The sequence below is a fragment of the Cupriavidus sp. 22TCCZM01-5 genome, from assembly GCF_057798915.1.
On the sequence record NZ_JBYOJR010000009.1, the window covers coordinates 100,032 to 120,111 of the forward strand.

Sequence of the window (20,080 nt, forward strand, 5' to 3'; positions counted from 1 at the left end):
ACGGAAGAGGAAGAGTGGCTGCAGGCGCGCAACGCGTGCCGCCCGCCACGGGCTGAATGGCCGCGCACAGTTTATCCGGTACGGGCAACTGCCGCACCGGGTCCCTGTCGCCTCACCTGGAGAGGCGCGGCTGTGCCACCTGTCCCGGTAACCGCTTAGTCGATCAGCTTGCCGTGCGCATCGAAGAACGGATGCAGTGGGCCATACTCGCCGATCGCGGCGGCGTGTGTGACCAGGCCGTGCTGCGGATGCCACCAGTGCAACAGGTAGCCGGGCGGCTCCATGCGGAAGCGCGACGGTGCCTGTGGGTCCAGGTCCAGCGCCACCTGATGCGCGGGACCGGGCGCGGTGATCGCGATGGTGCCGGCGAAGCGCCGCGTGATGTGGCGATGCAGGTGGCCACACAGTATGCGCTCGACCTGCGGGTGCAGCCGCACGACGGCTTCGAGCGCCGCCGCATTTTCCAGCCCCTGTTCGTCCATGTGCCCGATGCCCGTGTAGAACGGCGGATGGTGCAGCAGCAACAGCGTCGGCGTGGCCGGCGCGGCGGCGAGTGTGGCCTGCAGCCACGGCAGCGCGGCGGGATCGACGCGCCCGCCCGGTTTGCCCGGCACCGTGCAGTCGAAACCGACGAGGCGCAGCGGCCCTGCGTCGACGGCATAGTGGACCGGCGCCTCGCCGTCGCCATTGGCAAACAGGTAGTCATGATCGGCAAACACCGCCCGCAGCGCGCCGCGGCTGTCGTGATTGCCGGGCAGCAGGCGGTATGGCATCGGCAGGCGCTGCAGGATGTCGCGCAGGAAGCAGTACTCGGCCTCGGCGCCGAAGTCGACCAGGTCGCCGGTGATGATGACGATGTCCGGGCGTTGCGCCAGGGCCAGCAGCGTGTCGATCCAGCGGTGCAGCGCGCCGGCGGTATCGACCATCCGGTAGGACAGTTTTCCGCCGGCCTTGATGTGCAGGTCGGTGACATGCGCAACGAGATAGGGCTTGTTCATGCTGCCTCGGCCTCCGCCAATGTGATCATGTGCGCGGTGTCGACGCGCAATCCGATGCGATCGCCGGCCTGCCAGCCGTCGCGCCGCGTGGTGTCGACGATCAGCGGCGCGCCGGCGCCGACATCCACCAGCAGCCGCGTGCAGTTGCCGAGAAACAGCGCGGTGATCACGGCACCCTGCACATGCGCGTTGTCCGCATGCGCGAGCGCCACGTCCTCGGGCCTGAACATGAGTTCGGCACGCGGGCCGGCCACGGTCTTGGGGTCGCGCGGCACCACGCCGCCCGGCACGCGCCACGCGCCGCCGTGCTCCGCCGTGGCGCAGAGGCGGTTCATCGTGCCGATGAAATCCGCGACGAACGCATTGGCCGGCGCGCGGTAGATCTCCTGCGGCGTGCCTGCCTGCGCGATGCGGCCGCGGTCCATGACGACGATGCGGTCGCCGAGCGCCATCGCCTCCGCCTGGTCGTGCGTCACGTAGACGGCCGTGATGCGCAGGCTGCGCAGGAGCTGGTTGATGTCGGCGCGCAATGCGTCGCGCAGCTTGGCGTCGAGCGCGGTCAGCGGCTCGTCCAGCAGCAGCACGCGCGGCTGCACGGCAATGGCGCGGGCGAGCGCCACGCGCTGACGCTGGCCGCCGGAAAGCTGGTCGACGCGGCGGTCGGCGAACGGCCCGAGATGCATCATGCCAAGCATGTCGTCGATGCGCCGGCGTTGCGTGGCGGCGTCCACGCGGCGCACGCGCAGGCCGTAGCCGATGTTCTCGGCGACCGTCATGTTGGGAAACAGCGCATAGTTCTGGAACACCATGCCGACGCCGCGCTGCTCGATCGGCAGCGCCGTCACATTGGTGTCGCCGAACCAGACCTCGCCGCCAGCGTCCGGCGACTCCAGTCCCGCGATGATGCGCAGCGTGGTGGTCTTGCCGCAGCCCGAGGGGCCGAGCAGCACCAGCGTCTCGGCGGCGCCGATGTCCAGGTCCAGCGGCTGCAGCGCCAGTGCGCCGTCGGCGAAGGTCTTGCCGCAGCGGCGCAGGCGGATGGTCGTGGGTTCATGCATGACGGGTCTCGGTAGGGGTGGCGGGCGCGGCGGTCACGGCCGGCACCTCGGCGCGCACGTGCTTGCGGGCGCGCGCGCCCATGGCGGCCAGCGCCTGCATCAGCACGAGCAGCGGAATGATCATCACGAAGAAGACGATGGTGTAGGCGGAGCCGATCTCGAGCCGCATCGACGCATAGCTGTCCGCCAGTCCCACGGGCAGCGTCTGCGTGGTCGGCGTGTGCAGCATCCAGGTCAGGTTGAACTCGCCGACCGACAGCGTGACCACCATCAGCGCGCCGGCCAGGATCCCCTGGCGGCAGTTCGGCAGGATCACCGTGAAGAAGCGCTGCATGCGGCCGGCGCCAAGGCTGGCGGCCGCGTCCTCGAGCGTGCGGATGTCGATGGCCGACAGGATCGCCAGCACGGCACGCACCATGAACGGCAGCGTGAACAGCACGTGGCCGATCAGGATAAACACCCAGCTCGTGCGCAGCGCCTGCCACTGGCCATAGAGCAGGATCAGGCCGAGCGCGGTGGCAAGGCCCGGGATCGCCACGGGCAACATCAGCAGTTCCTCGATCAGGCGCGTGACGCGGTTGCGGCGCAGCGCCATGTAGTACGCGGCGGGCACGCCGAGCACCAGCGTGCAGGCCAGGCATGCGAGCGCGATGCCGAGCGACAGGAAGATCGTATTGCGGTACAGCGACCAGACCTCCTCGAGCCAGCGAGTGGTAAGGCCGCTGGCGAGGCCGACGAAGATGTTGTTGGTGAGGCCGGCCAGCACGGACAGCACGACCGGCACGATCATGAACAGGCAGACCGCCAGCGTCAGCGCGAGCTGCAGCCAGTAGCGAAGGCCAGGGCGAACGGTAGACATGATCGAGCTCCTAGGCGGTGGCGGCGACGGCATCGCCGGAGAACCAGCGCGCCACCGCGAGCAGGGCCCAGGTCACGCTGCCCAGCAGGATGGAGAGCGCGGCCGCCATGCCGAAGTTGGCGTAGTTGGTGAATTCGTTGTAGATCGTCAGCGGCAGCACGTCGAGCTGCGTGGCCAGCGTGAATGCCGTGCCGAACGCGCCCATGCTGGTCGCGAAGCAGATTGCGCCGCTGGAGAGCATCGCCGGCATCAGCGCGGGCAGCATCACGTCGCGCACCACGCGCCACGGGCTCGCGCCGAGCGAGCGCGCCGCTTCCTCGAGCGAGGTGTCGAGCTTCTCCACCGCCGCCATCACGGTCAGGATCACGCGCGGAATCGAGAAGTACAGGTAGCCGACGAAGAGGCCGGCAAGCCCGTAGGCAAAGGCCCAGCGCTCGCCCGCGAGCCAGTCGCCGACCATCGCCGAAAGGCCGTTGCGTCCGCCGAGCATGATGACCATGAAGCCGATCACCACCCCGGGGAACGCCAGGGGGAACGTCAGCACGGCGACAAGCGCGGGCTTGCCCGGCACGGGGTTGCGCTGCAGAAACGTGCCGGCGATGCCGGCGATGACGAGCGTCGCCAGCGTGACGGCGCCGGACAGCAGCACGGTCACCATCAGGCTGTGCAGATAGCGGGGACTCGTCAGCACCGTCCAGTACACGCCCGCGCCTTGTGGCCCTTCGACGCTGACCGCGACGAGGCGCGCCATCGGCAGGCAGAAGAACGCAAGGAAGACGACCAGTGCCGGCAGTGCGAAGCCGAACAGGAGGAGATTTCGCTTTGTCATGGGATGGGCCTTGCCGTGGCGTCGTCCCCGCGCGAGCGGGGCGCGGGGACGACTGACCATTACCAGCGCGTGCTCAGCGCACTTCCTTCAGGTACTGCTCGCTGAAGGCCTTCTGCACATCGGCCATGCGGCCGAAGTCGACCGGCTTGGCGCGCGCGTACTCGGAGGCCGGCAGGAAGCGTGCCTGGACCTCCTTCGAAACCGCGCTGCTGCGCACCGGGCGCAGGTAGGCATTGGCCCACAGCGCCTGGCCGGCGTCCGACAGCACGAAGTCCAGCACCTTGCGGCCCTCGGCCTCATGCGGGGCCTTGTTGACGAGGCTCATCACGTAGGGCACCACGACCGTGCCTTCCTTCGGGATGACGAAGGCCACGTTGGCGTGGTCCTTGTAGCGGGCGCGGTACGCATTGAAGTCATAGTCGAGCAGGATGGGGATCTCGCCGGAGAGCACGCGCGCGTAGGCGGTCTGCTTCGGCACGATCGGCTGGTTCTTCTGCAGGTCCTTGAAGTACTTGAAGGCGGGGCCGAAGTTGTCGAACGTGCCGCCCAGCGCCTGGTTGACGGCGACCGCGCCGACGTAGCCGACGAATGCGCTGGCCGGGTCGAGATAGCCGATCAGGCCCTTGTACTCGGGCTTCTGCAGGTCGGCCCACGACTGTGGCACGGGCTTGCCGCGCAGCGCGTCCACGTTGACCATGAAGCCGAGCGTGCCCGAGTGGATCGCGAACCAGTTGCCCTGCGGGTCCTTCAGGCCATCGGGGATGTCGTTCCAGTGCGCTGGCTTGTACGGTGCGGTCACCCCGTCCTTCTTGGCCTGGATGCCGAAGGTCACGCCGTAGTAGACCACGTCGGCCACCGGGCTCGCCTTCTCCGCCACCAGCTGCGCCAGCGACTGCCCGGAGTTCTTGTTGTCCAGCGGCACGGTAACGCCGGTCTTTTCCTTGATGGCGCGGATCTGCGCGGCCCAGTCGGCCCATTCGGGCGGGCAGTTGTAGCAGATGGCGGTCTGCGCGAAGGCTCCGTGGCTGAAGGCCGCGGCGGCGAACATCAGGGCGATCCGGCGCAGCGGGCGGCGCCAGGCGGAGAACGGTTGCATGTGAGGCTCCTTGGTTGGCAACTGTCGGTGGTGGAAGGCTGGGTTATGGGATACGCCGGATTCGTGCGGCAACGCGCGGGACATGCGCGGGAATGCCCGGATTCGCACGCGCCGGCGGCGCCGCGATGGTGCCGGTCACGCGCAACGCGTGGGGCAGCAGCGTCACGCGCGCGGGCGCCGGCGCGCCGTCGGGCGTGGCCCGCAGCCGCGCCAGCAGATGGCGCACGGCCCGGGTGCCGATGTCGGTGTTGGGCTGCACCACGGTCGCGAGCGTCGGCTCTACCACGCTGCCGAGCGCGATGCCGTCGTAGCCGAGCACGGAGACGTCGGCCGGCACGCGCAGGCCGAGCCGGCCCAGATCGGCGATCACGCCGATCGCCAGCAGGTCGTTGGTGCAGAAGAAGGCCGTGGGGGCGTCGTCAGCGTCCATCAGCGCGCGGATCTGCGCCGCATTGCTGGCGGTGTGCGACGGCAGGCAGAGTGCCGGGACCGGCTCCAGCCCGTGTTCGCGCATCGCGTCCTGGTAGCCCGCAAAGCGCTGGCGCGCGCGGTCCGAGGCAACAAAGGCGCCAGAGACCACGACGATGCGCCGGTGCCCGGCCGCGATCAGCGTCTCCACGCCCGCGCAGGCGCTGCCGCGGTTGTCCACGGAAACCGAATGCCGACGGCCGCGTGCGCTGGCCTGGTTGTACGCGAGCACATACGGCACGCCCTCGCCGTCGAGTTGGTCCAGCACCGCGCTGCGTGCCGCATCGGCCACGGTCAGCACCATGCCGTCGACGCGATGACGCAGCAGGTACTCCACGCGCTCGCGCTCGCGCGCCGGGTCGTAGCCGCTCGTCACCAGCATCAGCGAGTAGCCGGCGGCGAGCGCCGCCTCCTCGATCCCGCGCCAGCATTCGGCGAATACCGTGTTGTCCATCGTCGGCAGCATCACGCCGATCATCCGGGACTGCTGGGCGCGCAGCTTGCTGCCAAGCAGGTTCGGACGAAAGCTCAGCTTGTGCGCCGCGTCGAGCACACGCTGTGCGGTGCTCTCGCGCACCATGCCGGGTGCGCTGAAAACGCGCGACGCGGTCGCCAGCGACACGCGCGCGGCCTGAGCCACGTCGAGCAGCGTCGCGCCGCCGCTGTCTGGCCTGGGTTCGGGAATGTGTCTTCGCGTCACGGCTACCTGATTCGAGCATTCCGGGCAGCCAGAGCGGCGGGGCCGGATGAAAACGTTTTCATTGAAGGCGGAAAAAATCGGGAGTCAAGACATTCCGTCGCTGCGCCGCGTCACGCGGTCAGCCGGGAAGGCTCGGCCCCCTGCTTCGCTGCGCATTGTCGAAGGCCGGGATGACAGGGCGATGACAGCGGCGCGAGTCGTATTGCCTGCCGCCCTACGCTAGCAATGCCCGCAACTGCCGCGCCATCGCCGGAACCACATCCCGGGCGCGCCTGGCCAGGTTGACTTGCTTGGTCGTGGATGCGGTTTCAATGAGTCCCCGCTCAATCTCATAGCCCTTTCCGCTCATCCACAAGAGAACCTCCATCATGTGCCAGAGGGAGCTGGTGCCTTCATGCGCTGGTGCCGGGAATGAATCCGGATTGGCAAGCATCAGCTTACGCATGTTTTGGCGGGACATGCCAACGGCATCGGCGATATCGGTGAGTCCCACCAGATCGGGAGCGGCTTCGATCAGCGTGGCAGATGGCATTGCGCGCCTGGCATCGGCAAGGGCGCTCATGATGGCAGCGCTGGCGGATTCAGCTTCGCGGTCGAAGGCGAGCGCGATCCGGCCGGCCACGCCCGTTCCTACGATCGCGTCGTCACACCCGGCTTCATAGAGCCGCTCGACCAGCGTGTCGGGATCGCTGTCGTCCTGCGACAGTTGGTATCTGAGGGTGAATGCATACTCCATGGCTAGGTCCTCTTATGCAGCTTAAGCGGTATTGCTTCCTCGTACCGATACGAGCAGTGGTCCACGATCCGCCTGACCCTGTCAGCGTGGTTGAACGGACTCTTCGGCGTGCTATAGATGCTGAAGACACAGAACTCGCCGCTGCGGCATCCCTTATCGTTGGGCTGGCAGTAGATGCGGCCTCATGCATGTCCGTTTCCCTTCGCCTTTTCGACGCGCCAGCCCTGCGACTCCGCGTACCTTAGCGCTTCTTCGACTTCCTTCTTCGGGTGTTTGGCACGGACGACCATCTATATCTCCGAGGCTAGATAAGCAATCGTAGGCTGTCAAGTGACAACCGAGAATTAAGCAAAATCCGGGTGCATCGGAAAAGTGTCGTGCCATGGAGGTAAGGCCGCGTTGAGACGACTCTGGAATCGGCGATTCGGCCGGCGAGTCGTCCTCGCCGCCGAGTTCCCTGTACCGAGCCTCCCGCCAGCTCCGTAGGCGAAGGTCCTTGGCATTCGGACACAGTCCTCACTCACAATAACGGGCAGACATACGGCAGTGACCGTACGCCTACCTCCAGCCTGCGCAACTACAAAGCATTCACGTGTCGCGAATCCAAGGCTTCACACGCAATCGCCAATTGCTCAGCTAGCGCGGTCGAAGCCGACGTCATTGGCAATCGCAGTTCATCAGACAGCCAGCCATGCCTGGCCAGCAGTGTCTTGATCGGACCTGGATTAGGTTCCGCAAACACGAGCCGAATCAGCGGCATCAGGGCATGGAAAAGATGGCGGGCAACGCTCAGGCGCTGGTCAGCCACCGCGCGCCACAACGCCGAGAAGAGATCAGGCCGAATGTGCGCTGATGCAACGATCGCGCCCTGGCCGCCCATGCACAGCGTGGCAAGCAGTTGGTGATCCTCCCCCGCGAGGACGGCCAGGCGGCCATCGGCGATTAGCGCCTGTGTGGTTTCAGCATTCCCGCCGCAGTCCTTGATACCCCGGATATTGCCGTGGTTCGCCAACGCAAGCAGCGTTTCAGCGCTCAGCGTCACACCGGTCCGGTAGGGAATGTCATACAGCACCAGTGGTGCGCGGGATCTGTCGGCCAGCTCGCGAAAATATGCCTTCAATCCTTCCTGCGACGGTCTTATGTAGTACGGTGCAGGCGCCAGGACGCCCGCCAGCGGACGTTCGCCAATCCTGTCCAGACGGCCCAGCACATGCCGGAGATTATTGCCGGCCAGGCCCATCATGACCGGCAACTCCCCCGCCTCGGCCAGCACGGTATCCAGCACCGCCAGCTGTTCCGCCTCATCGAGCGCGGCGGCTTCGCCGGTGCTGCCGCACACCACTAATCCCGCCAGGCCACTGCAGCGGTAATAAGCCACTAGCCGCCGCAGTGCGACGTAATCCACCTCATCGTTGCGAAAAGGGGTGACCAGGGGTAGCCAGATACCACGATAGAGATGTTCCACTTCTTGCATTGCATGCTCCGGATCGACCGATTCGGAAACCGCGCAGGCAAGCGACGGAGCAAGAGGCGCTCAAGACAGTAAGGGGGGAAACTGGCAGACCGTCTTCTACACTGATGCTGTTCCGTCGCTCAACTGACGGAACAGCGCGCTCCGGTCAGGTGAGCGACTGTTTTTTGGATTTGGCGCGCGCGCCCCATTGCGGTTGGTTCGCAGTGAGGTCAAGGGAAAAGGAGGCGGGGCGGCGGCTCATGGTTGCGCCAATCTATCCGCTTCTCGGCAATTTCGTCAAGCGCGGCCTGGAAGGCGTTTCATCATCCAATACACGATAGTGATATTGCGCCATGGTCTGCGCCCACGCCACGGATTGAAGTTCGGACGCCGGCGCCCGCAAGCGATCGGGTGTCGCGGGCCGGCGCCGCGCCCGGTCGCGCGACACCAGTTGCTTCAGAGCAGTTTGCATGCCTCGTCGAAATCCAGGCGGGGGCTGCGCGGAAACAGCTTGGCAGGGTCGCCATAGCCCAGATTGCACAGGAAGTTCGATTTCACATGGCTGTCCGGGAAATATTCAAGCTGGAAGGCATTCTCCTTCGGGTCCGCGGGAAAGAATTCATGATCGACCTTGGCATTGTCAAAGCCGGACATCGGCCCGCAGTCGAGCCCCAGCGAGCGGGCCGCAATCATGAAGTACGCGCCCTGCAGGGAACTGTTCCGCCTTGCGGTGGTGAGCGCGAGTTCCGGCGTGTCGGTGAACCATGAGCGTGCGTCCGCATGCGGAAACAGCTTGGGTAGAAGCTCGTAGAACTTGATGTCATAGGCGATGATGGCCGTGACCGGCGCGGCCATGGTCTTTTCTGCGTTGCCCGGTGCCAGCGCGGGCAACAGGCGCTGCTTGGCCTCAGGGGTACGCAGGAACAGAATGCGCGCGGGACAGCAGTTGGCGCTGGTCGGCCCCCATTTCATCAGGTCATAGAGTTGCCGCAGGGTCTCGTCGCTCACGGGCTTGTTCAGCCACGCGCTGTGCGTGCGAGCCTCGCGAAAGATCAGATCCATGCCTTCTTCACTCAATCGCTTGTCCACGGTTGTCTCCTTGAAATGAGATGGAACCACGCGGCTGCCCGGCCGGATCGCCGCTTCTGTCCAGCATAGGTAACGCCGCGCGCCGCCGCGATGTCGCGCGGCCGGATTCTGCATAGATCCGAAGAACTTGCGGTATGCGCCGGCAAACGCAGGGCTCCGGTATCTGAAGCGCCACTCCGGGGAAAAAGGCGCCGCGACACCGTCAGTTGGCGATTGCCGGCCCTGATATGCAGGGCGATACTGGCGAACAGTTGGCGTCCCTGTGCCACGACAGACTGGGGGAGCAAATGGGCGAGAACGCAAAAGCACCAGGCGCCAGCTCCGCGCATGCTGGAACGTCGTTCGCGGAGCTACCGGGCCAGGTCGTGCTGGTACTGCAAGGCGGTGGCGCACTCGGCGCCTACCAGGTGGGCGTCTATCAGTCCCTGCATGAGGCGGGTCTTGAGCCGGAATGGGTGATCGGCACCTCGATCGGGGCGATCAACGGGGCCATCATCGCCGGCAATCCGCCTGAGCAGCGGCTCTCCCGGCTCAAGCAATTCTGGGACGGCGTTGCCTATCGCGGCGCTGCCGAAGGGAGCGGCGGCTTTCGACAGATCGAGGACTGGCTGCGGGTGCTGTCGGTCACAACCCGGGGCATTCCCTCGTTCTTCACCCCAAGCCCCGATGCCTGGTGGCTGGGCGTACGCGCCACTGTCGGCCTCGCCAGGGCGGCGTTCTACTCGACTTCGCCGCTGCGCGCGACCCTGGCCAGGCTGGTCGACTTCGACTACCTGAACGCCGGGCAGACAAGGCTGACGGTCGGCACGGTCAGTGTCCGCAGCGGCCGCATGCGCTACTTCACCAACCGCGACACGCCGCTGAATATTGATCACGTGATGGCCTCGGCGGCGTTCCCTCCTGGCTTCCCTTCCGTACAGGTCGAGGGCGAGCCCTACTGGGACGGCGGCATCTATTCGAACACGCCGCTGGAAGCGATTCTCGACGACCGCCCGCGCCGCAGCTCGCTGATCTTCGCCGTGCAGCTTTGGCCCGCCAGCGGCCCGGAGCCCGATTCCATCTGGCAGGTGATGAGCCGGCTGCGGGATATCCAGTATTCCAGCCGGGCGGAATCCCATCTGGAGCGGCAGCGGCAGATCCACCGCCTGCGGCATGTGATCCGCGAACTGGGCAAGCACATCCCCGAAAGCGAACGCGTGCAGGCCGACGTGCAGGAACTGCTCGGCTGGGGATGCGGGACGACCATGCATGTAGTCGAGCTCGACGCGCCGCAACTCGACGGCAACGACATTCACCGCGATATCGACTTCTCCACTTGCGGGATCGAGCGCCGCTGGATGGCCGGGTACAAGGACACGCAACGCGCACTGGAGCGTGCCCCATGGCGCGAGCCGCTGGATCCGATAGAGGGGATTGCAGTGCATCGGGTCAGCACGGAGATGCCGGGTGGGTGCGGATGAAGCGCCTTCCCGGAGGGCTTAGCGCCTGAAGGAATCGGATTGAATCACGCAGCCACCATCCCCTGCCCGCCAAGCCGGAACACCGCCACCGCCTCGCGCAGCGCCCTCGCCTGCTCTGCCATCGACTGCGTAGCCGCCGATGCCTCTTCGACGAGCGCGGCATTCTGCTGGGTGACCTGATCGAGCTGACCAACGGCCATATTGACCTGTTCGATGCCGTTGCTCTGCTCGCCGGACGCCGCGGCCATTTCATTCACAAAGCGGGACACCTGCGCCATCGCGGCAGTCATCTCTTCGATGGTGCCGCCGGCGTTGCCGACCAGCGCATGGCCGGCTGCGACCCGCTCGACCGCCACGTCGATCAGCGCCTTGATCTCGCGCGAGGCCACCGCGCTGCGCTGCGCAAGCGTGCGGACTTCATTGGCGACTACAGCGAAGCCGCGTCCCTGCTCGCCGGCGCGCGCCGCCTCGACAGCCGCATTCAACGCCAGAAGATTAGTCTGGACGGCAATGCCTTCGATCACGCCGACGATATCGGCCACCTTCGCCGAGCGGTCCGCGATCTCCTGCATGGTGGTAACGACGTCGCCCATCATGTCGGCGCTGCGCCGGGCGATATCTCGGGCGACTGTGGTCTGGTGGGATGCCTGTTCGACATTCTCCGCGTTGGTGCGCATGGTAGCGGTCAGCTCGTCCATGCTGGCAGCGGTCTGCTCGAGCGAAGCGGCCTGCTGCTCGGTGCGGGCCGAGAGGTCGAAATTGCCGTTCGCGATCTGGCTGCTGGCCGCAGCCACCCCTTCCGCATTGCGGCGGACCAGGCCAACGACCTCGGACAGGCTGTGCTGCATGTCGTGCAGCGCGTGCATCAGCGCCGCGATCTCGTCCTTGCCGCGCGTGTCGATCCGTGTCGACAGGTCGCCCTTTGCCACGGTCTGGGCGACATTGAGCGCACGCGACAGCGGCCTGGTCAGCGTGCGGCTGAACAGCATCGCGCCGGCCAGCCCGCAGACGAACGCCGCGAACATCAGGACGTAGCTGAGCGTGGCAGCGCGGCTCGCCGCTGCCGCCGTCTGCGCGGACACGGCCGCGGTATCCGCGGCGATCAGGCGCGCGGCTTCCTCCAGCAGGCGCGCTGGCTCCCGGTCGACGCCCGCGACAACCCGGTCGCCTGCGGTCGGGTCGAAATCGGCCGCCTTGAACGCCTCGAAACCGCGGCGATACCCCGCGCCCATCGCTTCGTGCGCACGGTTGAACTGCGTGACCAGTTCCCTGGATTTGCCCTCGGCAAGCCGCTTGCCCAGCAGCGCGCCACGTTCGCGGACTGCCTTCTCACGGGCGGCGAATGCGGACCAGTGCTTCTCCAGCCTGGCCGCATCGTGTCCGCGCAGAATCGTGTTCTTCCACTCCTGGACCTGCTCCTTGAAGTCGACGAGCATCGCGGTGACGAGGCGCTCTTCTTCGACTCGCTGCAGCACCACGTTGTTGTATTCGTCGATAGAGCTGTTCAGGGTGCTGAGGCCGTATAGGGCGCCGGCGAACATGACGAGGAGGGCTGCGGCGAAGGCTAGCGGGAGTTTGACTGCGATTTTCATTGCCGGGGGGTTTTGATATAGGGGCGGGATGCCGGAGTAGTGGCTGGAATGGCAGGCGTCTTAACGGCATGGGGCGGCATAAGTTGAGAAACTGCCTGCGGCGTCACTCTGTCGATCTGCTTCCGGGCCGCACGCGCCGCGATGCGGTCGAAGCCGCACCTCTGACGAGATATCCGGCACGTTTGCCGCGTCCATGGTGGGGAATTTGTACCGCTTTGTATCGCTCCGCGGCGATGACACTCACTCCGACAAACGGGGCTCGCACGCTTTACAGGCGAGATACATCGGTTTCCTTTAATGCTTTCCAAGGCCGGGCGGCGAGTTGCAACGAAGCGGTCTCCGCCGGACCTCAAACCTACTTATTGCTAAAGGAAATCGATCATGACTACCAACATCACCAAGCGCTTTGTTCTCGCTATCGCCCTGGTTGCCGCTGCCGCCGGTGCACAAGCCGCCGGCCTGTCACACATTGGCGCACGCGACCCGTTCACCGATGGTGCCCGTTCGGTCAGCGATGCACGAGATCCGTACACCGAAGGCGCCCGTTCGGTGCAGGAGCCGCGCAGCCCGTATGTCGACGGTGCGCGCAATGTGGATCCGTATTACGACGGCGCCCGCTTTGTGGCCGGTCTGGACCAGAAGTGGCCTTCGGACGCTCCTGCTCGCAATGTCGATCTCTATCTTGATGGTGCTCTGGCGTAACGCCTTGCTCCGTTCAGATGCGCGACAAGCGAGGGCGGCTGGCTACATACCTGCGCTCAGCCGCCGTCCAATGCTATATCGGCAGCCATATTCAGGGCACAGCAGGAGTGGGCGGCGACTCGGGGCATCGCCTTTGACGCACGCGGTTATGTCCCCGATTTGGACCTGAATCTGATGCGGCCACTCTCGCCAGCAACATTGGCAGCGTTTGCAAATGGCGACGGTGGCGAACTACTTGAGCGTGGGGACAAGCCAGCAAAGATGCGAGCCCTGCATTCGTCCTCCGCGCTGGCCGCGAACATCTTCGATTTCTGGACCGATTGCGCCGATGCCACGCCTTTGATGAAAGCGCTGGCGCTGCCCTCCTGCCCGACCGCAGCGCTATTCGAATCCAAACTGCCCACCGGGGTCGACAGCCACGCCAATCTGGATGTGTGCTTGCCACTGGCGAACGGCATCATGGCTGGCGTGGAGAGCAAGTTCACGGAATGGCTACGCGGCAAGGCAACGCAGTTGGGCGAGGCGTTCAGGCCGCCATACCTTGCAAAGGGACGCAGCCGTTGGGAGGAAGTCGGACTGCCCCGAGCGCAGTCCCTTGCGCAAGCCCTGCAAGCAGGGCGCGAAGCGTTTCGGCACATTGGCGCGCCGCAGTTGCTTAAGCATGCGCTTGCGCTCGCCCGTCAATACGACGACCGTTGGGTACTGCGGTATGTGTACTTCGATTGGCCGGGACCAAATGGGGAACGTCATCGGGACGGTCGCCTTCCACCGCTAGGCTGGCAGTGCATCGCCGCTGTGCAGCGCAGCATTCACCCACCACAAAAGTCCACTTCAGGAAATAAGAATTGCCGCATTTAGCGGCGTCTCCCATCGTACGTGCAACGCACCTTTCGCTGGCGATCTCTCGCGTGCCGGCAAATCAAGATGGAGACAATGATGCTTGGATACAGGATTGCCAGTGTGTTGATGTCTGGCCTGCTTACAACAACGATGTTGGCATCGACCGTCCAGGCCGCGGACGCGTACCCGTCCAAGCCCATTACTCTGGTTGTTCCTTACTCCGCTGGCGGCCCCACCGATGTGGTCTCTCGTTCGCTCGCGGCTGCCATGACGCGCGAGCTTGGTCAAAGTGTCATCGTGGAGAACCGCGTCGGCGCCGGCGGCACGGTGGCTGCAGCGTACGTTGCCCGCGCCCAGCCCGACGGATACACCATCCTGATTCACCACAACGGGATGGCAACGGCGCCCGCGCTTTACAAAAAGCTCTCCTACGATCCGCTCAAGGACTTCGAGTACATCGGGCAAGTCGCCGATGTACCCATGACGCTGATGGGCCGCAAGGACCTCCCCGCCTCGACGCTGCCGGAATTGATCCAATATGTTCGCCAGAACCGGGACAAAGTCTCGCTGGCAAACGCGGGCCTGGGCGCGGTATCGCAATTGTGTGGCCTGCTGTTTGAGGAGTCGGTGCAAACCAAGATGACGGCGGTTCCCTATCCCGGTGCCGGGCCCGCGCTTACCGCATTGCTGGGCGGGCAAGTCGACCTGCTATGTGATCAGACGACTGCCACGCTACCGCAGATCAAGGCCGGTCGCGTGAAGCTCTTCGGCGTCACCACGGCTCAACGGATTGCCGCGCTGCCCCAGGCCCCAACGCTTCAGGAAGGCGGTCTCAAAGGCTTCGAGGTCAAGGTCTGGCACGGCATCTATGCGCCGAAAGGCACATCGCCGGCCATCACGAAGCGCATTACGGAGGCGCTGCAGAAGGGGCTGCGGGACCCGGCAGTAGTCGCCAAGCTGACCGAACTGGGTGCGCAGATCGTCCCGCTGGACAAACAGACCCCTCAGGGGCTGCAGCACTGGCTGAAGGCTGAGAGCGACAAATGGCAACCGCTGTTGCGCAACCTGAAAGTTCACGCCGACTGATTCCGAGCACGTGCAAACTGGCGGCCAGTCTCGGTGCGATGACTGGCCTCTTCGGCGGCACCGACAGCAGTATCAGAGGCCCCTACCCGGCTTCTCGTGACACCCCATTCAACGAAAGCAACTTCATCCGCGCGGCCTCGAATCTCGCACACTCCGCCTTGAGCCACTTTGAGAAAGTGGTCGTGCGCCGATCCTCAGGATTACGAGAAAGCAGCATGTAGCGCGCCGGCGCGCGTACGTGCTTGCCGAAGACATTCACCAGCCGTCCGCTCCTGATCTCGTCATAGACCAGAGCCGTACGCCCCATTGCCACCCCCTGATGGTTCAACGCCGCGCTGATGGCAAGGCTCGAAAGATTGAACTGCGGCCCCTCCAGATGCGCAATCCATGCCGGGTAGAACGCCTCGATCCATGTGCGCCATTCCACGAACTCGGCTGCGCCGACCCATGGCGATGCGTCATGCAGTAACTCGACGCCGTCGAGCGAAGTGCCATCAGATAACCCAGGATGCCGGGCGAGGTACTCGGGCGTGGCCACAGGAATCAGGTACTCATCCAGCAAAACGTCCGCGTGCAACTGGCTGTAGCGGACCGGATCGTAACGAACTGCCACGTCAATGTCTTCCGCGTCCATCGATTGCCTGTCCAGGGACTGGAACTCGGCTTTCAGGCGCACGGACACATCCGGCTGCTCGCGGTGAAACTCGGTCAGGCGCGGCATCAGCCATTGCAGCGCAAACGACGGCAGGCAATTGACCTGCAAAGGCGCGTTTGGCAGGCCGAGTCGCTGGATCGTCTGCTGGATCTCATGCAGCGCGCGCGTGGTCGTCTCGAGCAGCGCCTCGCCCTTTGGCGTCAGTTTCAAGTTGCGCGGCTGGCGTACGAAGAGCACGTAGCCGAGACGGTCTTCCAGATGGCGGATCTGCTGGCTCACCGCGCTTTGGGTGAGGTTCAGCGATTCGGCGGCCTTGGTGAAGCTCAGCAGGCGCCCCGCGGCTTCGAAACACCGCAGCGCCCCGAGAACAGAGGAATCGAGCTGCATTCGTATTAGCCTGGCTAATGCAACCGTTAGAAATGATCGCTATTTTTGCACGACTGCAGCGTCTACGATCACAGCCCATAAGCAATTCCTTGGAGAAGGACGTAATGGCCACTCTGCCGCTCTCTGGCGATCTATTAGCAAGACTTCAATCGAGACAGCCGCTGCTTTGGCTGAACCCGAGGCTCGGGCAATCCCTGCCGGCTTCTGCCCCATCGACGGAAGGGATCGCATCGGCCGAGGCGCGTCTTGCGCGCTGTGCACCGCTCATGGCGGCGCTGTTTCCCGAACTGGCGTCACGCCATGGGCAAGTGGAATCGCAATTGATGCCGGCCACCGCACTCCAACACGCAATCGTCGGCAACGATGGCGCCGAGGGAGCATGGTTCCTCAAGCGCGACGACGAACTGCCGATTGCCGGCTCCATCAAGGCTCGCGGCGGCTTTCATGAAGTGCTGGCGATTGCCGAATCCATCGCGATCGAGCACGGTGTCCTCGAACCGGACGGTGACCGCCGCGTGCTGGCGACGGCGGCGGCGCGCGCGCTGTTCTCGCAATACTCGGTGACGGTCGGCAGCACCGGCAACCTGGGCTTGAGCATCGGCGCGATGGCGGCAGCTCTCGGGTTCGATGCGGTTGTACATATGTCCGCGGACGCCAAGGCGTGGAAGAAGGACCGCCTGCGCAAACGCGGCGTCCGGGTCGTGGAACATGAAGGCGACTACGCTGAAGCCGTGGCAGCGGGCCGGGAGCAGGCGCTGGCAGCGCCGCGCTGCCATTTTGTTGATGACGAGCGCTCCGCCATGCTCTTCTTCGGATATGCCGCCGCGGCACGCCACCTGGCGCGCCAGCTGGCCGAAGCCGGCCGCGTCGTGGATGCCGCGCATCCGCTTTTCGTCTATCTGCCCTGCGGAGTCGGCGGCGCACCTGGTGGTATCACTTACGGGCTCAAGGCACTGTTCGGCGAACACGTGCACTGCTTCTTCGCCGAGCCCGTGGCCTCGCCGTGCGTACTGGTGCAGTTGGCCTCAGGTGCGCAATCTCCCGTATCCGTCTACGACGTCGGCCTGGATAACCGGACCGACGCCGATGGCCTCGCCGTCGGCCAGGCATCCCATCTGGTCAGCCCGCTGATGGCTTCCCAACTCGCCGGCGTGTTCACCGTCTCCGACGATCAGCTCTACGTTCAGTTGCTCGCGCTCAAGACATCGATGGGCGTGGAAGTCGAGCCGTCAGCGGCCGCCGGCATCGGAGGCCCGGGCTGGCTGCGCCACTCGCCCGAGGGCCAGGCGTATGTGCGCGATCACGGATTGAACATGCACGACGCCACGCATGTGATCTGGGCCACCGGCGGCTCGCTCGTCCCGCCCGAGGAGCTTCGCCGGTTCCAGGATTACGCCGCGACGTTGGCCGGCCATGTGTGTGGCGCGATGCAACAGGCAGCCTGACACCTACGCAAGAAGCTGCCTACCCCAAAGTCGCCCTACGCTTCACCCCGTTTCAGGCGTTTGACCTGCGGCGAAACCACTGTCATTACCCAGTGCTGCACCGAAGATATCTTGGCTTATCGGATCGACGCCCTGCGACTCGACCTGCAGCCGAGGATGCCGTTCGGGACGATCGAAGCGGTGTCCGCATCAAAGTAGGTGCCATCGTATCTTTCGCCGGAGTAGAGAAACATGTAGATCAGCTTGCGCTTGAACTGCCCGCTCAGGCGGACGACGAGGCTAGCGCAGTCATTGCGTGAGGCGGTGCTTGGGTCTACGTACTCGAGCAACGGCTTGTCAGAGTCCTTGTATAGAACAACGACATCCCAGCCAATGAACCGCGTCGGGGTATCGTTTTCGTTATCGAACGTTCTGGCTTGCATCTGGCCACCCTCTCGACCCGCCTTTAGCACCCGGTACTGTACGTAGCAGTCCCCGCAGGCATACTGCATGTACATGACATCAATCGTTACGTTCTCGTCGGACAGGCGAAAGGGGTATAGGAAGATGATCAAGATTCCGGTTGCCACGAGCGCCGCCGGGACAACCACACGACCTGCAAACTTTCGAAGATCAGATTTCATGTTCTCAGCACGCTATTGTCCAAGTTCTGGCGTACAACCGGTCCGAGCACCTTGAAGCAATTTCCGCGACCAATTTGGAACTCTCCCGATTGATTCCGTACCCGACGCCTTGTTCCATATCTCCGGTGGCAACTTGCCATGCTCAACGGAGCCGGATATGGCCTCAATCGGAATCAAGATTCTTCACATAGCAAGCTCTACAGACCTTTGCGTCAGGTCAAGCTCACAAAGCGCATCCTCAAGCGCCGAGGTCTCGTTATGGTGACCCGGACCTATCTGATTAGAGGCGACATCGCCAATAACGGAGCTGTCATTGTGGGCGGCAGTGGCTCCTTCTTTTGGCACAACGAGCCTGTTGCCCGGGAAGGCGACGCCGTCTACTGCCCTGTTTGCAAGCAAGAGGGCTTCATTGTCTGTGTCGGGTACTCCTATGGGTCGTTGCTTGCAGCGCAGACCGCAAACTACTACGCCAAGCAGGGGCATACTGTTGACCATCTGGTACTGATCGGCTCACCGATCGATGGGACATTCCTGGATAAGCTGCGGAAGCATCCTCACATTCGCAAAGTCGTCGTGATCGACTTGACTGAACACAGAGACCCGATTTACGCGGGCATGTCGCAAGCCGCCCTGATTGCGGCAGCACCAACACTTGCGAGCCAGATGTCCGCCGGGACTGGTGAAGGCCATTTCTACTATGCACACGTGGTGCCCGATTTGCCGCGTCGGCTGCAGAAGCTGGCGGATCGAGTCGCAGCTGATGGAGTGAGGTAATGGTTCTGCGTTGGTTGTTCCTGCTGCCCTCGGTACTACTGCCCGGTTCCCTGATCGGGCTAAGCCTCTTTCACGTCATGGCCTCCCCAACGCGCGATGATATGTTTGTTGGCTATGCGGGGGTTGTATCAGCGGCGGTGCTTCTGGTTGACCTTGGTCTCGCGATGGTTTGGCTTGGGGCGTTGGGATACTCGCTCTGGGCCAGCCCGATCCCGCGCGGATCATTGCTGACGGTCGCGGGGACGACCATCTTAGCCTTTGTTGCCTGCTACGCCTTGGACACCTGGGTGATTCGAGTAATGTTCTCAGCGGCCGCGGCGTGATGCTGAATTGGATTAAGCCTCTACGCGAAGGGTTACGAAGGTGGCGCATCCGGCAATTGGTAAGGTGTTGATCTGGAGCGTAAGTGCCGTTGCGTTCAGCCTCGCTTACGCCTGGTTCGGTAGCTATACCATTGACGTTGTGGGGCGAACGGCGGTAGCACCCGTTCCGCTGCATAAAGCCCCGCTTGACGTTTTGCAACGGCACGGGCCTTTCGAGGGAACCGTTCAGCCGGGCACACGATGCCGACTGGTCAACATCGAGACAAAAGCTTTAGTTTCCTACCGGGTGAAGTGCGGCAACCTCGACGGCTGGACCGATGAAGCAGGCTCATTTGATCCACCGCTGGGAATTGGTTTGTTCGGAAGCTCTCAGTAGTTCACCATTTTGATTGACTCCCTTCCCCACGCGCTCATCTTGTGCATGATGGTCAATCAGAGCACCAAACTCTAGCGAATTGGCTGTGGGCCAGGGCAGCATGCATGAGGACAAGCCGGCTGAAATACCACATAGGCCTCACTGACTGGACTCACCTTTCTGCCCACAGACCGAAGGTCAAGCATCTCGGCATCAACTTCCGAATGCTCGATCTGCCCTGCCTCGACACCGATGGCATCCAAAGCTGCCTCGATGCTCTTGAGGCGGGTCATGGCAAGCTTCATCGTTGGCCTTCCCGTGTAGGCGTGTCTGACAAAAACAGCATATCGTCCGCCGCTTGGAAAATTTTGCTTCATGATGACGTTCCAATCGGCCAGCCTTTGAACGGCGAATGCCGGCAGTACACCGTCGTCACTGGAAAAGCGGAGTTCATGTTCGAGGCCTGTCAGCGAGCATGCGAACGTCGAGCAGCACCACAGGAAGAAGGAGCCGGCGGCAAGTTTTCGCAGCATTTTCACGAGGAACGCCGCC

20 protein-coding genes are annotated in these 20,080 nt (G+C 64.0%); 7 read left to right on the top strand and 13 right to left on the bottom strand.

Annotated elements, in window-relative coordinates:
- Positions 1–155: 155 nt before the first annotated feature.
- The 9 genes from AC3FNH_RS11435 to AC3FNH_RS11475 all read right to left on the bottom strand — a co-directional run bounded on the left by AC3FNH_RS11435 (position 156) and on the right by AC3FNH_RS11475 (position 9,286).
- Positions 156–998 (bottom strand): phosphodiesterase, encoded by an 843-nt coding sequence (locus tag AC3FNH_RS11435; RefSeq protein ID WP_488720127.1) that lies wholly within the window; start codon positions 996–998, stop codon positions 156–158.
- A complete protein-coding gene (locus tag AC3FNH_RS11440) occupies positions 995–2,056 on the bottom strand; it encodes an ABC transporter ATP-binding protein (RefSeq protein ID WP_488720128.1) in 1,062 nt (353 codons plus the stop codon). Before AC3FNH_RS11440 ends, AC3FNH_RS11435 begins: the two co-directional genes overlap by 4 nt.
- Entirely contained in the window at positions 2,049–2,915 is an 867-nt protein-coding gene (locus AC3FNH_RS11445) for an ABC transporter permease (RefSeq protein ID WP_276098547.1), read from the bottom strand. The genes AC3FNH_RS11440 and AC3FNH_RS11445 overlap by 8 nt, the downstream gene beginning before the upstream one ends.
- Before the next feature lie 10 nt (positions 2,916–2,925).
- On the bottom strand, positions 2,926–3,744 hold the full coding sequence (locus tag AC3FNH_RS11450; RefSeq protein WP_488720129.1) for an ABC transporter permease: 819 nt from the start codon (positions 3,742–3,744) through the stop codon (positions 2,926–2,928).
- A gap of 73 nt (positions 3,745–3,817) precedes the next feature.
- Positions 3,818–4,840, bottom strand: coding sequence for an ABC transporter substrate-binding protein (locus AC3FNH_RS11455; RefSeq protein ID WP_276098550.1), 1,023 nt, complete (start codon positions 4,838–4,840; stop codon positions 3,818–3,820).
- A 43-nt stretch (positions 4,841–4,883) separates the two neighbouring features.
- Positions 4,884–6,008 (bottom strand): LacI family DNA-binding transcriptional regulator, encoded by a 1,125-nt coding sequence (locus AC3FNH_RS11460; RefSeq protein ID WP_488720130.1) that lies wholly within the window; start codon positions 6,006–6,008, stop codon positions 4,884–4,886.
- 214 nt (positions 6,009–6,222) lie between these two features.
- A complete protein-coding gene (locus AC3FNH_RS11465) occupies positions 6,223–6,744 on the bottom strand; it encodes a DNA-binding protein (protein ID WP_276098551.1) in 522 nt (173 codons plus the stop codon).
- Between the two features lie 577 nt (positions 6,745–7,321).
- Positions 7,322–8,218 carry a 4-hydroxy-tetrahydrodipicolinate synthase gene (gene dapA, locus AC3FNH_RS11470; protein ID WP_488720131.1) on the bottom strand — a complete coding sequence of 299 codons (897 nt, stop codon included), beginning with the start codon at positions 8,216–8,218 and terminating at the stop codon, positions 7,322–7,324.
- Positions 8,219–8,653: 435 nt separating this feature from the next.
- A complete protein-coding gene (locus tag AC3FNH_RS11475) occupies positions 8,654–9,286 on the bottom strand; it encodes a malonic semialdehyde reductase (protein WP_488720189.1) in 633 nt (210 codons plus the stop codon).
- A gap of 287 nt (positions 9,287–9,573) precedes the next feature.
- Between AC3FNH_RS11475 and AC3FNH_RS11480 the strand changes: the two genes are divergently transcribed.
- The gene (locus AC3FNH_RS11480; RefSeq protein ID WP_488720190.1) at positions 9,574–10,746 is read left to right on the top strand and encodes a patatin-like phospholipase family protein; all 1,173 of its coding nucleotides are present in this window, start codon (positions 9,574–9,576) and stop codon (positions 10,744–10,746) included.
- A 44-nt stretch (positions 10,747–10,790) separates the two neighbouring features.
- Here the strand turns inward: AC3FNH_RS11480 and AC3FNH_RS11485 are convergent, their stop codons facing one another.
- Entirely contained in the window at positions 10,791–12,338 is a 1,548-nt protein-coding gene (locus tag AC3FNH_RS11485) for a methyl-accepting chemotaxis protein (RefSeq protein ID WP_488720132.1), read from the bottom strand.
- A gap of 381 nt (positions 12,339–12,719) precedes the next feature.
- Between AC3FNH_RS11485 and AC3FNH_RS11490 the strand changes: the two genes are divergently transcribed.
- The 3 genes from AC3FNH_RS11490 to AC3FNH_RS11500 all read left to right on the top strand — a co-directional run bounded on the left by AC3FNH_RS11490 (position 12,720) and on the right by AC3FNH_RS11500 (position 14,966).
- Positions 12,720–13,040 (top strand): hydroxyquinol 1,2-dioxygenase, encoded by a 321-nt coding sequence (locus tag AC3FNH_RS11490; protein ID WP_488720133.1) that lies wholly within the window; start codon positions 12,720–12,722, stop codon positions 13,038–13,040.
- A 159-nt stretch (positions 13,041–13,199) separates the two neighbouring features.
- Positions 13,200–13,898 (top strand): PGN_0703 family putative restriction endonuclease, encoded by a 699-nt coding sequence (locus tag AC3FNH_RS11495; RefSeq protein WP_488720134.1) that lies wholly within the window; start codon positions 13,200–13,202, stop codon positions 13,896–13,898.
- 108 nt (positions 13,899–14,006) lie between these two features.
- A complete protein-coding gene (locus AC3FNH_RS11500; RefSeq protein WP_488720191.1) occupies positions 14,007–14,966 on the top strand; it encodes a tripartite tricarboxylate transporter substrate-binding protein in 960 nt (319 codons plus the stop codon).
- Positions 14,967–15,048: 82 nt separating this feature from the next.
- On the opposite strand, the gene AC3FNH_RS11505 is transcribed toward AC3FNH_RS11500, so the two are convergent.
- Positions 15,049–16,014 (bottom strand): LysR substrate-binding domain-containing protein, encoded by a 966-nt coding sequence (locus AC3FNH_RS11505; protein ID WP_488720192.1) that lies wholly within the window; start codon positions 16,012–16,014, stop codon positions 15,049–15,051.
- Between the two features lie 98 nt (positions 16,015–16,112).
- On the opposite strand from AC3FNH_RS11505, the gene dsdA reads away from it, so the two are divergent.
- Positions 16,113–17,453 (top strand): D-serine ammonia-lyase, encoded by a 1,341-nt coding sequence (gene dsdA, locus AC3FNH_RS11510; RefSeq protein WP_488720135.1) that lies wholly within the window; start codon positions 16,113–16,115, stop codon positions 17,451–17,453.
- 116 nt (positions 17,454–17,569) lie between these two features.
- Here the strand turns inward: dsdA and AC3FNH_RS11515 are convergent, their stop codons facing one another.
- On the bottom strand, positions 17,570–18,076 hold the full coding sequence (locus AC3FNH_RS11515; RefSeq protein WP_488720136.1) for a hypothetical protein: 507 nt from the start codon (positions 18,074–18,076) through the stop codon (positions 17,570–17,572).
- A gap of 138 nt (positions 18,077–18,214) precedes the next feature.
- On the opposite strand from AC3FNH_RS11515, the gene AC3FNH_RS11520 reads away from it, so the two are divergent.
- Both AC3FNH_RS11520 and AC3FNH_RS11525 read left to right on the top strand, forming a co-directional pair.
- On the top strand, positions 18,215–18,850 hold the full coding sequence (locus tag AC3FNH_RS11520) for a PAAR domain-containing protein (protein WP_488720137.1): 636 nt from the start codon (positions 18,215–18,217) through the stop codon (positions 18,848–18,850).
- Positions 18,850–19,173 carry a hypothetical protein gene (locus AC3FNH_RS11525; RefSeq protein WP_488720138.1) on the top strand — a complete coding sequence of 108 codons (324 nt, stop codon included), beginning with the start codon at positions 18,850–18,852 and terminating at the stop codon, positions 19,171–19,173. Before AC3FNH_RS11520 ends, AC3FNH_RS11525 begins: the two co-directional genes overlap by 1 nt.
- Before the next feature lie 447 nt (positions 19,174–19,620).
- Here AC3FNH_RS11525 and AC3FNH_RS11530 read toward each other — a convergent pair whose 3' ends face one another.
- Positions 19,621–20,067, bottom strand: coding sequence for a hypothetical protein (locus AC3FNH_RS11530; RefSeq protein WP_488720139.1), 447 nt, complete (start codon positions 20,065–20,067; stop codon positions 19,621–19,623).
- Between the last annotated feature and the right edge of the window lie 13 nt (positions 20,068–20,080).